The following is a 12265-nucleotide window of genomic DNA, read 5'->3' as shown; positions in this document are numbered from 1 at the left end:
AAAGTTTGTGTTATGTTATCCGCTTTCGTTTGGCAGGAATTCTCATTCCTGGCCCGGCACGGACCACCGACTTTCCTGAGTATCGCCATGAGCCTATCCCCAAGCGCGACAAACCCGTGCGCTGTCATCGCTCCGTCCCTCGCGTCCAGCACCGCTACAACCGCTACCCGGTTGCTTGCGATCGATGCCCTGCGGGGTTTCGTCATGTTGCTGATGCTGGTTGACCACGTACGCGAGACCTTCCTGCTGCACCGTCAAGTCACCGACCCCATCGATGCCTTGAGCGTGACCCCAGACCTGTTCTTCACGCGCTTGCTCAGCACGCTCTGTGCGCCGGTGTTCATCTTCCTCACCGGCTTGTCAGCCTGGCTCTACAGCCAGAAACACACGGCCAATGAGACTTCGATATTCCTGCTCAAGCGCGGCCTGTTCCTGGTGTTCCTGGAATTGACCTTCGTGTGTTTCGCCTGGAATGCCGAGTTCCCGCCCAAGACCCTCTGGTTGCAGGTGATCTGGTGCATCGGTATCTGCATGATTGTCCTGGCGGCGCTGCTGCATCTCAAGCGTAGCTGGCTGATCGTGCTGGGCCTGGCCATTATTGCCGGGCACAACTTGTTGGACGGCGTGGTGCTGGGGCCGGATTCGCCGTTTTTCGTGCCATGGTCGATCCTTCACCAGCGGGCATTCATCGACATCACTGAGTTCACTCGGGCCCGCACCACGTATCCGGTGCTGCCCTGGATCGGCGTGATTGTGCTGGGCTGGGCCATCGGGCCTTGGTTCGGCAAGGACATGGATCCCGCCGTCAGGTTGCGGCGGTTGTTTACCGTCGGCATTGGCCTGCTGGTCGCTTTCGTGCTGATTCGCTACCTCAATGTGTATGGCGACAAACCCTGGGTACACACCGGTGACGCGCTGCGCACGTCCATGAGTTTCCTGAGCGCCACCAAGTACCCGCCATCGCTGATGTTCCTCCTGCCAACGCTCGGCGTGGGCTTGATCCTTCTGGCAGCCTTCGAGAAGGCCCAGGAGAAAGGCAGCATTGCGGTGCTCGCGGTGTACGGTGGCGCACCGATGTTTTTCTACCTGTTGCATCTGTACGTGCTCAAGGCCATGTACCTGGTCGCCGTGATGATCTGGGGCACCAACCAGGGCGTTTACTTCGGCTTCGACCAGTTGCCAATGGTCTGGTTGTGGAGCGTGTTGCTGGGCGTCGCGCTGTTTTTTCCAACCCGTTGGTTCGCAGCCTTGAAGCAACGTCGTCGCGACATTGCGATCCTCAAGTACCTTTGACTTGAAGGAGGGGCCGCACGCACGGGACCGAACGGAGCCATTAAAACGCCGTCATTTGGTCGGCGTTTTTACCTCGAATGCAAAAATGCGCTTCGGTCTGCTTATTTCCTTCTGTAAACTCCCCCCGCTGCGACAATCGGGCACGGTCACGCCGGGCCCGATCCAGACCGTTTTGCAGTGTCCCTCACCCAGCTGAAGCCAAGACCTACAAGAAGACAGCGCCGGAGAGACATAAATGTGAGGCCGATATTGCTCGGCCCTGTAGGTCCATCCTCCAGTCCATTCGATACCCGCCCGCTGGCTGTGCCGGCATGGATGTGGTCATGCCTCGAACAGGATTGGAGGGCGGAATGGCGTTTTATCCTAGGGATACACACATGTTGAAGAAAACACATACGGCGCTGCTGGGCCTGGCGATGGCGATGGGTCTTGCGACCACGCACGCCGCCGAGCCGAAAAAAGTGGATGTCTTGCTCATTGGTGGCGGCATCATGAGTTCGACCCTCGGCGTTTGGCTCAATGAGCTGGAGCCAGGCTGGACCATGGAAATGGTCGAGCGCCTGGACGGTGTTGCCGAAGAGAGCTCCAATGGCTGGAACAACGCCGGTACCGGTCACTCCGCGCTGGCCGAGCTGAACTACACGCCGGAAAAAGACGGCAAGGTCGATATCTCCAAGGCCATCGAAATCAACGAAGCCTTCCAGATCTCCCGCCAATTCTGGTCCTGGCAAGTCAAGAACGGCGTGTTGAAGAATCCGCGCTCGTTCATCAACTCCACGCCGCACATGAGTTTTCTGTGGGGCGACGAGAACATCGCGTTCCTGAAGAAGCGTTACGAAGCCCTCCAGGCCAGCCCGTTGTTCGCCGGCATGCAGTACTCCGAAGATCCTGCGCAGATCAGCAAATGGGTTCCGCTGATGATGCAGGGGCGCGACCCGAGCCAGAAAGTCGCGGCCACCTGGAGCCCGCTGGGTACTGACGTGAACTTTGGCGAAATCACTCGCCAGTTCGCCACTTACCTGCAAACCAAGCCAAACTTCTCCCTCAAGCTGTCCAGCGAAGTGCAAGACATCACTCGCAATGAAGACGGCACCTGGCGCGTTTCGTACAAGAACCTGAAGGACGGTACCGAAACCGAGACCGACGCCAAGTTCGTGTTCATCGGCGCCGGTGGCGGTGCGTTGCACCTGCTGCAGATGTCCGACATCCCCGAAGCCCGTGAATACGCCGGTTTCCCGGTGGGTGGTTCGTTCCTGGTGACCGAGAACCCGACCATCGCCCAGGTGCATCTGGCGAAGGCATACGGCAAGGCTTCGGTTGGCGCGCCACCGATGTCGGTTCCGCACCTGGATACCCGCGTGCTTGATGGCAAGCGTGTGATCCTGTTTGGCCCATTTGCCACGTTCTCCACCAAGTTCCTGAAGAACGGCTCGTACTTCGACCTGCTGACCAGCACAACGACCCACAACGTGTGGCCGATGACCAAGGTCGGCATCGAACAGTACCCGCTGGTGGAATACCTGGCAGGCCAGTTGATGCTGTCGGACGAGGATCGTTTCAACGCGCTGAAGGAGTACTTCCCGGAGGCCAAGCAGGAAGACTGGCGCCTGTGGCAGGCCGGCCAGCGCGTGCAGATTATCAAGCGTGACGAAGAGAAGGGCGGCGTGCTGAAACTCGGCACCGAAGTCGTCGCTTCCGAAGATGGCAGCATCGCCGGCCTGCTGGGTGCCTCGCCAGGCGCCTCGACCGCCGCACCGATCATGCTGACCGTGCTTGAGAAAGTCTTCAAGGACAAGGTGGCCACCCCGGCCTGGCAGGAAAAACTGCGCCAGATCGTCCCAAGCTACGGCACCAAGCTCAACGAGAGCCCAGAGCGTGTCGCCCAGGAATGGGCCTACACCAGCGAGGTCCTGCAACTGGACCCGCCACCGGCTGTCGGCAAGGTAAATGCCGCTGCAGTACCGGCCAAACCGGCTGCTGCCAGTGAAGCCAATCCAGCGGCTGACATGGCGCTGTAAACCGGACGCTGTCTGGTAAAAAGAAACGCCGCTCCTGGAGCGGCGTTTTTTTTCGGCTATGATTTTTCGATCCCAGCCGAGGACCCAGCCCATGACACGTCTCACCGCCAGGGACTTTGCTCCCGAACTGCTTGAACTCTACGACTTCTACGCCCATGGCCGGATTTCCCGGCGGGTCTTCCTCGAACGGGCCAGCCAATTCGCGGTGGGCGGGCTCACGGCGGGTGCGCTGTTGGCATCATTGAGCCCCGATTATGCCCAGGCGATGCAGGTGAATTTCACCGACCCGGATATCCTGGCGCAGTACATCACCTATCCCTCGCCAAACGGCCACGGCCAGGTGCGTGCCTACCTGGTGCGGCCAGCCAAGGCCAGCGGAGCTGTGCCCGGCGTGGTGGTGGCTCATGAAAACCGGGGGCTGAACCCATACATCGAAGACGTCGCCCGACGCGTCGCCAAGGCCGGGTTCGTCGCGCTGGCACCCGATGGCCTGACATCGGTGGGTGGTTATCCGGGCAATGACGACAAGGGGCGCGAGCTGCAACAGCAAGTCGACCCGGAAAAACTGATGAACGATTTTTTCGCTGCCTTCGAGTTTCTCGGCAGGCATGAGGCCGTGGGCGGGAAAAAAGTCGGCATCACCGGTTTCTGCTACGGCGGTGGGGTGGCCAACGCGGCTGCGGTGGCGTACCCCGAGCTGGGCGCGGCGGTGCCGTTCTACGGACGCCAACCCAAACCCGAGGACGTGCCACGGATCAAGGCGCCGCTGTTGATCCACTACGCTGAACTCGACACGCGGATCAACGAAGGCTGGCCGGCCTATGAAGCGGCGCTCAAGGCCGGGAAGAAGGACTATCAGGTCTACATTTATCCAGGCGTCAATCATGGCTTTCACAACGACTCGACACCGCGTTATGACGAAGCGGCAGCCGACCTGGCATGGTCGCGAACAATTGACTGGTTCAAGCGCTATCTCGCCTGAACGCCCGCAAACACAGCCCGTGCCATGGCGGGCTGGGTACTCGCTTCAATGATGGCTATGTTCTGTCCCTGTGCCCGCCTCACCGGCAAAGAATTGCTGATAACGCTGATCAAAATCCTCCGCCAGCTTCGCTAACGTAATGCTGCCCAGGCGCTTTAGCAGCAACGCCTGCGCCTCTTCGAACGCGTCTGTCAGCGCCGCGTTCACGGCCTGTTCCACCAGACATTGTGGGTGGTCGGTGGACAGGCCAATGGCAAAGATCGAGGTGCTGCCCAGCGCTTGGTGGATGTCGAGCAAGGTCATTTCCGACAAAGGCTTGGCCAGGCTCCAACCGCCGCGATGGCCTTTTTCCGACGTGACGTAACCCTGTTCCTTGAGCAGCGCCATGGTCCGGCGCACCACCACGGGATTAGTGCCGAGCATTTGGGCGAGGGTATCGGAGGTGGCGGATTGCTGGTGCCGGTCCATATGGATCAGTACGTGCAGCATGCGGGAAAGACGCGTGTCGTTTCTCATGAAAATATCCGAAGGGTAAAACCGTGCGAAGTATCGCCTGTAATCGCAAAAGTTACGAGACTATTGACAGCGGTTTTTCAAGAAACATACGATGTGTCGAGACTTTCCCATGCCCTCGTAAACATCTTGGAGAACGCTCATGGAATACGACGTCATCATTGCAGGCGGCAGCTATGCCGGTATGTCCGCAGGTCTTCAGTTGGCCCGTGCCCGTCGCACAGTGCTTGTCATCGACGCCGGCGAGCGTCGTAATCGGTTTGCCGCGACATCCCACGGTTTTCTCGGACAGGACGGCCGCGCACCCGATGGCATTGTCGATGACGCCCGAACGCAGCTCCTGGCGTACCCGACGGTGAAATGGGTTTCAGACACCGCAACCCACGCCGCCAGGCACGAGGAGGGCTTCATCGTCGAAACCAGCCACGGGCAACGCTACAGCGCTCGTCGTGTGTTGCTCGCCACCGGGGTAACCGACGAACTGCCAGCGGTGCAGGGACTGGCGGAACGCTGGGGAAAAAGTGTCTTTCACTGCCCGTACTGCCATGGCTATGAGCTGGACCAGGGGCCGATTGGCTCCCTGGCGACCTCGCCGATGTCGCTCCACCATGCGTTGATGCTGCCAGACTGGGGGCCGACGACTTTCTTCACCAACGGCGTGTTCGAGCCGGATCCTGAGCAGCTGGCGAGCCTTGAGCAGCGCGGTGTTGCCGTGGTGGCGGAGCGTGTCGAGCGCATCGAAGGCGAACAGGCCGACGTTGTGTTGGCCAGCGGTCGTGTGATCGCCGTCGCCGGTCTGTTTGTCCTGCCGCGCACCCGGGTCGCCAGCTCGCTCGCGCAAACGTTGGGCTGTACGTTTGAGGACGGCCCACTCGGGGCTTTCATCCAGTGCGATCCGATGACGCGTGAAACCAGCCTGCCGGGGGTGTTTGCCTGTGGCGATGCGGCGATGCCGTTCGGCTCGGTCGCGCTGGCCGTGGGCGATGGGGTGAGGGCGGGTTCGGGGGTGCATCGGTCGCTGATCTTCCAAACCCAACCTTGAAACTCATACCTGTACATCGGTGAACAGTGTGCGGTCACGGCCATCCAACCAGCGTTATTGAGTCCCGAACATCGCGGTCCAATAGATCCCCGCATCACTTTTCGGGTCCAGCGCATACCCAGCCCCCAATTCGCGAAATTGCGGATTCATCAGGTTGGCGCAGTGCCCGGGACTGGCGAGCCAGCCGTCCACCACCTTCAACGCTGTGTCCTGCCCAGCGGCGATGTTCTCGCCGATGGCCAGGCCCAGGTAGCCGGCCAGCTCGGCGCGGTCGCCAGGCATGCGTCCATCACGGTCGCGGTGATCGAAGAAGTTGTTATTGGCCATGGCGCGGGTGTGATTCACGGCGGCCAGGGCCAGCGTTGCGTTCCAGGCCAGCGGCGTTGTGGCGGCGAAGGCTTCGGTGCCGCAACGGCGCGGTTGTGCGCGAGCGCTGTTGATGAGTTTGAGCAACTTCTGGCCTTCGGCCTGCCAGTCTCCCAAACGCGCCGACAACAACGGACGAGCCAGCACGATGCGCCATTCACGGTCCAGGCGGCTCACGCCGATGTCGATGAATTGTGGGTCGAGCACGACTTGGCAGAAGCTTTCCTGTACGGCTTTCATCGCGGCCTGCGCATCGCGGGGCCCGGACAGGCTGATGGCTTGGACATTGACCATTGGATAGGCCGCCCGGGCCAGCGCTTGTTGCAAATCGCCAATGCCATTGGCCGAGAGGATCAACCGTGAATCCATCGCCAGCGGCGGCAGCTCCAGGGATGCCTGGCCGGCGCAGCTCTGGGACTGGCTGCGGTAGAGGTTGATGGACTCGACCAGTTTCGTCTCTTCGGTGGCTACCGCACTGACGGAAAACGCCAGCCCCAGCGACAGTACGGCAAGACGCATGGCGGAAAAAATGGCACGCATGTAAATCTCCCTTGAGCGGACGGCGCCTATGATGCGCAATTTTTGCCCCGCTGGGGCAACGGTATTCACGCTCTCTTGATATCCCTTGGAACTGTACCGTTTGGTACCGTTCGGGACAGTCCTCAAGTAGTGGGATCAATTTTCACGCGAATAGGTCCATTTTCATCGTCTCAAGGGCGTAAAAGTCGCGGCGCGTCAGCTCATCCAGTTGCCGCCGTCGACGTTGTAGGTCTGTGCCACGATGTATTCGCTTTCCGCCGATGCCAGGAAAACAGCCATGCCGACGAGGTCCTGCGCGGTACCCATGCGGCCGTAAGGCACCTGCTGTCCGACCTGACGCTTCTTTTCCCCCAGGGGCAGGTCCTCATGGTGCGCGAACAGCGCGTCGACGCCGTCCCAATGTTCACCGTCCACCACGCCGGGGGCGATGGCGTTGACGTTGATCCGGTGCTTGATCAAGTCCAGCCCGGCGGACTGGGTCAGGCTGATCACCGCGGCCTTTGAGGCGCAATACACCGCCACCAGGGCCTCGCCACGCCGACCGGCCTGGCTCGCCATGTTGATGATCTTGCCGCCGTGACCCTGGCGGATCATCTGTCGGGCCGCGGCCTGCAGCGTGAACAGGGCGCCGGCGACATTGATGGAGAACAGGCGCTCGTAGCTCTGGCGGGTGATCTCCACGATGGGCGCCAGGTCGAACAGCGCCGCATTATTGATCAGGATATCCAGCTTGCCCGCCCGGGCCACGACGGCGTCGATGGCCTGGTCGATCGAGCGCTGGTCAGTGACGTCCATCCTCACCGCGTAAGCATTGGCGCCCAGTTCGATGGCGGTGCGTTGAGCCCGTTCCAGATCGATGTCGGCAATGGCGACGGTAGCGCCTTCGTCGATATAGGCCTGGGCAAACGTCCGGCCGATGCCACGGGCGGCACCGGTTATCAATGCGCTTTTTCCTTGCAGTCGTTTCATGGGGTGTCCTGTCCTGAAGAATAAGAAAAGAATGTCGATGAACTCTCGCCACGGATATTGGTTAAACCGTCATTGCGTGGGCCACTGGACTGATCCGCGGGCGTCGATTGCAAGGCAATTACACCCGTGCAACGGGAAGTCGACAAACGCCCGGAGGATCGCTGCGTGATACTTTTTTAACCGTCCAACATAGCGGTTAAAAAAGTATCAATAGACCGTCAGTACGAAACTGGCGGACCGCCGGGCAGTCGGCGTAAGGTGCGGTCCATAACGATAAAAGAGGCGCGACATGCCTGATCACCTAACGCTCCTTTATGACCAGCGACCCGCCGAGCTTGAAGTCATCCTGCCCGAACCCGAGCACAGCTTTCGCTGGTACGAACACGACTACCCTTATCCGATGGCGCGCTGGAATCATCATCCTGAATTTGAAATACACCTGATCCGCCAGGGCAGCGGCAGGTTACTGGCGGGCGACTATATCGGCCCGTTCGGGCCTGGCCATGTAGCGATGATCGGCCCTGACCTGCCCCATGACTGGATGGGTGACCTGGCGCCGGGCGAATATCTGGCCGGACGCGATGTGGTGCTGCAATTCGACGGTGCCACGCTGATGACCCTGCGCCAGACACTGCCGGAACTGGGGGACTTGCAGCGACTGTTCGAACAGGCCCGACGCGGCCTGGCCTTCAGCGGCGACACCGCGCGGCAGGCCGCGCACCTGCTCGAAGCAATCGGGCCAGCCCGGGGGTTGGCGCGACTGGCGCTGTTTTTCGAGCTGCTCGATACCCTTGGCCGCGCTGGCGAGAGCGAGGTCTTGTGCCTGGCCAGCCCTTGTTATGCGCCACCCCTTGATGCCCGCAGCTCGGAGCGCATCCAGAAAGCCTTCGAATACCTGCAAGCCGAACTCACCGGTGACGTGCGCTTGTCCGTGATCGCCCGCCGACTCGGCATGAGCGAGCCCGGTTTCTCGCGCTTCTTCAAACGCATCACCGGCCACGGATTCATCGACCTGATGCGCAAGCTTCGGGTGCAGCGCGCCTGCCGGCTGCTGTCACAGAGTGAGATGGCGGTGACCGATATCTGTTTTGAAGTGGGCTACAACAACCTGTCCAACTTCAATCGGCATTTCCGCATCGAAATGAACCAGACGCCGAGCGAGTATCGTGGAGGCGTTATTTCAGGCTCGCCACATCCCGTCACGCAATCAGGTTCGACAGAACGCCCGTGAATCTGCGTTCATGCCCGGTGTCGAAACATTAAGCCGGCACCAAGCCGGCCCCCTACAGAACAGCCATCAGAACAGCCGTCATGCACGAGAAAACCTACGATCTGCTGGAAGTTGCCAATGGCAAGCCCATCAAGCTCTGGACCCAAGGCGTACCGGTGGAGCCCGAAGCCCGCCAGCAGTTGATGAACACCGCGAAAATGCCGTTTATCTTCAAGCATCTGGCAGTGATGCCCGATGTGCACCTGGGCAAGGGCTCGACCATCGGCAGTGTGATTCCGACCGTCGGGGCGATCATTCCTGCGGCGGTGGGGGTGGATATCGGTTGCGGCATGATTGCCGCCCGTACTTCATTGGACGCCGCTGACTTGCCAGACAATCTCCAGGCATTGCGCAGCGTCATCGAAAAGACCGTGCCCCATGGACGCACCCTCAGCCACGGCGGACGCGACAAGGGCGCCTGGAACAGCGTTCCACGGGAGGCTGACCAGGCTTGGGCGGCACTGGCAGCGAGGTTCAAGACGATCACCGACAAATACCCGAAGCTGGCCCGGACCAACAACCGCCAGCACCTCGGCACCCTAGGCAGCGGCAATCATTTCATTGAAGTCTGCCTGGATGAAGCGAACCGGGTCTGGTTCATGTTGCACAGCGGTTCGCGGGGAGTGGGCAATGCCATTGGCAACCTGTTCATCCAACTGGCCCAGGCCGACATGCGCCAGCACCTCGCCAATCTGCCGGACCGTGACCTGGCTTACTTCGAGGAGGGCAGCCGGCATTTCGATGACTATGTCGAAGCCGTGGGCTGGGCCCAGGATTTTGCCCGGCAGAACCGGGCATTGATGATGGACGCAGTGATACGCGCCACGCGCCAGGTCATCAGTAAACCGTTTGAAGTGGCGCTGGAAGCGGTGAACTGTCATCACAACTATGTGCAGAAAGAGCAACACTTCGGGCACGATGTGCTGGTGACGCGCAAAGGGGCGGTGTCCGCCAGGAAAGGCGAGTTGGGCATAATCCCCGGATCGATGGGGGCCAGGAGCTTCATCGTGCGTGGCTTGGGCAATGAACAGTCGTTTTGCTCGTGCAGCCACGGTGCCGGCCGGGTCATGAGCCGGACCGAGGCGAAGAAGCGCTTCACTGTCGAGGATCAAGTCCGCGCCACCGCCCATGTGGAATGCCGCAAGGACGCCGCTGTCATCGATGAAATTCCGATGGCATACAAAGACATAGACAAGGTAATGCATGCACAACGTGAACTCGTGGAAGTGCTGCATACCTTGCGTCAGGTGGTGTGCGTCAAGGGTTAACGGAGCCCGCCACAAAAGTGGCAGGAGCACAGGCCTTTTGTTCATTCGCCGACGCGTTGATGCTTCTTCAACCGATAGGCGAACTGCGCCCGACTCAGCCCCAGCGCCCTGGATGCGGCCGCCAGGTTGCCGCTGTTCAGTTGCAAGGCTTCGTTGATCAAGCGTGACTCCAGGCCGTCAATGGAAAAATCTGCGTCCAACTGACTAAGGGACTTCAGCAAGGGTGTCTTTGCCGCGCCTTCGCTCGTCGTGGCGCCCAATGGTGACAAGCCGCCGTGGTCGTCGACCGAGTACGCGTCCACCGGCAATCGCTCGTCGCGAAACAGATGCATCAGGTCGATGGCCTGGCCTTCTTCGCTGGCAATCAAGCCCCGTTCGATGAGGTTTTGCAGCTCCCGAACATTGCCCGGAAAGTCATAGCGCAGCAGGACCTTCAAGGCGCGCATGGTCAGGCCCACCGGCTTACGACCGTATTCCAGGCAAAACCGCTTAAGGAACGCGTTGATCAGCAAGGGGATGTCATCGCGACGATCGCGCAAGGGCGGCAGGGCGATGGGATAGACATTGAGTCGATAGAACAGGTCTTCCCGGAACTCGCCTTGCTCCACCGCTTTGCGCAGGTCGATATTGGTCGCGGTCACTACCCGTACGTCGACCTTGATGCCATGTCCGCCACCGACCCGTTCGATTTCCCGTTCCTGTAATGCACGCAACAGCTTGCCTTGGCCGGCCAGGCTCAAGCAGGTGATTTCGTCAAGGAACAGTGTGCCGCCGTGGGCGCGTTCGAAACGGCCGGGGCGTGAATGGGTTGCGCCGGTGTAGGCGCCGCGCTCCACACCGAACAGCTCGGCCTCGATCAGGTTGTCGGGGATGGCTGCACAGTTGAGCGCGATGAAGGGGCCTTGGCGGCGACGGCTGAGTTGATGCAACTGGCGGGCGAACATTTCCTTGCCCACGCCGGACTCGCCGGTAACCAGCACCGTGGCGGGTGTCAGGGCGACTCGCTGCAAGGCCAGCGTCGCCGCGTTGAACGCCGAACTGGCACCGATCAAGGGCTGTTCGCTGTCAGGCAGCGGTTCGCTGGCGGCCAAACGGTCGGTACGTGCATCGGGCGGCGGGGCCGACGCCGGTTGTGACGCATTGAGGTAGCTCAGGTCGCGCTCGACGTCTCCCCACTGCTCGGCGGTCTTGCCGACGACACGGCAGCGCTCGTGCCCCATGCCCCGGCATTCCACTTCGCGAAAGATCACCAATTGCCCGAACAACCCACTGACGAAACCGATGGCATAGCCCAGCTCGGTCCAGCACACCGGATCCTGCCCGGTGCCATAGGCGGCGATATGTTCGTCGGCTTCGCAGGAGTGATGCCAGAGAAATTCCCCCTCGTAGAATCCCGATTGCGCATCGAACTTGAAGTGCAGGGGTTCGACCTTGGTCATGCCTTCAAGGGTATGCAGGTGCGTGCCCGCGCGAAACACCGCCGCGGCATCCGCGTGAGGCCAGCGTTCACGAATCAGCCGGGCGTCCCGTGCGCCGGAGCAATAGCCGGTGCGGGTGAGCATGCCCCGGGCCTGTTCCAGCCCCTGGCGCTCGATGATCTCGCGGCGCAAGGCGCCGAAAGACGAGCTGTGCAGCAGCAACATGCGCTGGTCGTTGAGCCAGATACGTCCGTCGTCAGGGGAGAAAAACAGGCAGTTGGTCAGTTCCGCCGGTGTCGGCGAGCTGCTGTCGGACAGTTCTTTGCTGTCGCCCCGTGGGCGAAAAGGCTCAGTAGCAATCCGTTCCGGCAGCGGACAGTGGGGATTGTTCATTGTTATGCCCCTGATGGCGGTAGTCGAAATGAGCACCTGGCGAGATAGTTATTAAGCATAACTTTATCAAATGAACAAGTGGCGATCGGCCAGTGGTGGGTTCAGCGGATGCGGTGCGCTCGTCGGGTCAGTCGAAAAGCATTGATCCAGAGCCTTGCGCCATGTTTGTGCGGGTCCAGGAGCGAAACCGGCA

At 60.7% G+C, this 12265-nt stretch carries 10 protein-coding genes; 6 read left to right on the top strand and 4 right to left on the bottom strand.

Features of this window, described 5'->3' with window-relative positions; all coding sequences use genetic code 11:
• Positions 1 to 87 precede the first annotated feature (87 nt).
• The 3 genes from HU806_RS14120 (at position 88) to yghX (ending at position 4293) form a co-directional block, all read left to right on the top strand.
• A complete protein-coding gene (locus HU806_RS14120; RefSeq protein WP_186611967.1) occupies positions 88 to 1293 on the top strand; it encodes an acetyltransferase domain-containing protein in 1206 nt (401 codons plus the stop codon).
• Positions 1294 to 1670: 377 nt separating this feature from the next.
• Positions 1671 to 3311 carry a malate dehydrogenase (quinone) gene (gene mqo, locus HU806_RS14115; RefSeq protein ID WP_186611966.1) on the top strand — a complete coding sequence of 547 codons (1641 nt, stop codon included), beginning with the start codon at positions 1671 to 1673 and terminating at the stop codon, positions 3309 to 3311.
• Between the two features lie 91 nt (positions 3312 to 3402).
• A complete protein-coding gene (gene yghX / locus HU806_RS14110) occupies positions 3403 to 4293 on the top strand; it encodes a YghX family hydrolase (protein WP_186611965.1) in 891 nt (296 codons plus the stop codon).
• 45 nt (positions 4294 to 4338) lie between these two features.
• On the opposite strand, the gene HU806_RS14105 is transcribed toward yghX, so the two are convergent.
• Positions 4339 to 4809, bottom strand: a complete 471-nt coding sequence (locus HU806_RS14105; RefSeq protein WP_186611964.1) for an Rrf2 family transcriptional regulator — start codon at positions 4807 to 4809, stop codon at positions 4339 to 4341.
• A 139-nt stretch (positions 4810 to 4948) separates the two neighbouring features.
• On the opposite strand from HU806_RS14105, the gene HU806_RS14100 reads away from it, so the two are divergent.
• A complete protein-coding gene (locus HU806_RS14100) occupies positions 4949 to 5848 on the top strand; it encodes an NAD(P)/FAD-dependent oxidoreductase (protein ID WP_186611963.1) in 900 nt (299 codons plus the stop codon).
• Positions 5849 to 5902: 54 nt separating this feature from the next.
• Here the strand turns inward: HU806_RS14100 and HU806_RS14095 are convergent, their stop codons facing one another.
• Entirely contained in the window at positions 5903 to 6754 is an 852-nt protein-coding gene (locus HU806_RS14095) for a CAP domain-containing protein (protein ID WP_186611962.1), read from the bottom strand.
• Positions 6755 to 6949: 195 nt separating this feature from the next.
• Positions 6950 to 7723 carry an L-iditol 2-dehydrogenase gene (locus HU806_RS14090; protein WP_186611961.1) on the bottom strand — a complete coding sequence of 258 codons (774 nt, stop codon included), beginning with the start codon at positions 7721 to 7723 and terminating at the stop codon, positions 6950 to 6952.
• A gap of 289 nt (positions 7724 to 8012) precedes the next feature.
• Between HU806_RS14090 and HU806_RS14085 the strand changes: the two genes are divergently transcribed.
• The gene (locus tag HU806_RS14085; RefSeq protein WP_238350176.1) at positions 8013 to 8954 is read left to right on the top strand and encodes an AraC family transcriptional regulator; all 942 of its coding nucleotides are present in this window, start codon (positions 8013 to 8015) and stop codon (positions 8952 to 8954) included.
• A gap of 80 nt (positions 8955 to 9034) precedes the next feature.
• Positions 9035 to 10261: an RtcB family protein gene (locus HU806_RS14080; protein ID WP_186611960.1), complete on the top strand. Its 1227-nt coding sequence runs from the start codon at positions 9035 to 9037 to the stop codon at positions 10259 to 10261.
• A 41-nt stretch (positions 10262 to 10302) separates the two neighbouring features.
• Here HU806_RS14080 and HU806_RS14075 read toward each other — a convergent pair whose 3' ends face one another.
• Positions 10303 to 12072 carry a sigma-54-dependent Fis family transcriptional regulator gene (locus tag HU806_RS14075; protein WP_186611959.1) on the bottom strand — a complete coding sequence of 590 codons (1770 nt, stop codon included), beginning with the start codon at positions 12070 to 12072 and terminating at the stop codon, positions 10303 to 10305.
• Positions 12073 to 12265: the final 193 nt, after the last annotated feature.

This window comes from Pseudomonas sp. SWRI154, from assembly GCF_014268645.1.
Taxonomy (GTDB): domain Bacteria; phylum Pseudomonadota; class Gammaproteobacteria; order Pseudomonadales; family Pseudomonadaceae; genus Aquipseudomonas; species Aquipseudomonas marvdashtae.
The sequence above is the reverse complement of the archived record's forward strand: the minus strand, read 5'-3'. Positions and strand labels throughout refer to the sequence as shown.

Bases quoted from the DNA above. Each gene is read 5' to 3' on its own strand.
- yghX (WP_186611965.1), top strand. From the start codon at position 3,403: ATGACACGTCTCACCGCCAGGGACTTTGCTCCCGAACTGCTTGAACTC.
- HU806_RS14105 (WP_186611964.1), bottom strand. From the start codon at position 4,809: ATGAGAAACGACACGCGTCTTTCCCGCATGCTGCACGTACTGATCCAT.
- HU806_RS14095 (WP_186611962.1), bottom strand. From the start codon at position 6,754: ATGCGTGCCATTTTTTCCGCCATGCGTCTTGCCGTACTGTCGCTGGGG.
- HU806_RS14085 (WP_238350176.1), top strand. From the start codon at position 8,013: ATGCCTGATCACCTAACGCTCCTTTATGACCAGCGACCCGCCGAGCTT.
- HU806_RS14090 (WP_186611961.1), bottom strand. From the start codon at position 7,723: ATGAAACGACTGCAAGGAAAAAGCGCATTGATAACCGGTGCCGCCCGT.
- mqo (WP_186611966.1), top strand. From the start codon at position 1,671: ATGTTGAAGAAAACACATACGGCGCTGCTGGGCCTGGCGATGGCGATG.
- HU806_RS14120 (WP_186611967.1), top strand. From the start codon at position 88: ATGAGCCTATCCCCAAGCGCGACAAACCCGTGCGCTGTCATCGCTCCG.
- HU806_RS14100 (WP_186611963.1), top strand. From the start codon at position 4,949: ATGGAATACGACGTCATCATTGCAGGCGGCAGCTATGCCGGTATGTCC.
- HU806_RS14075 (WP_186611959.1), bottom strand. From the start codon at position 12,072: ATGAACAATCCCCACTGTCCGCTGCCGGAACGGATTGCTACTGAGCCT.
- HU806_RS14080 (WP_186611960.1), top strand. From the start codon at position 9,035: ATGCACGAGAAAACCTACGATCTGCTGGAAGTTGCCAATGGCAAGCCC.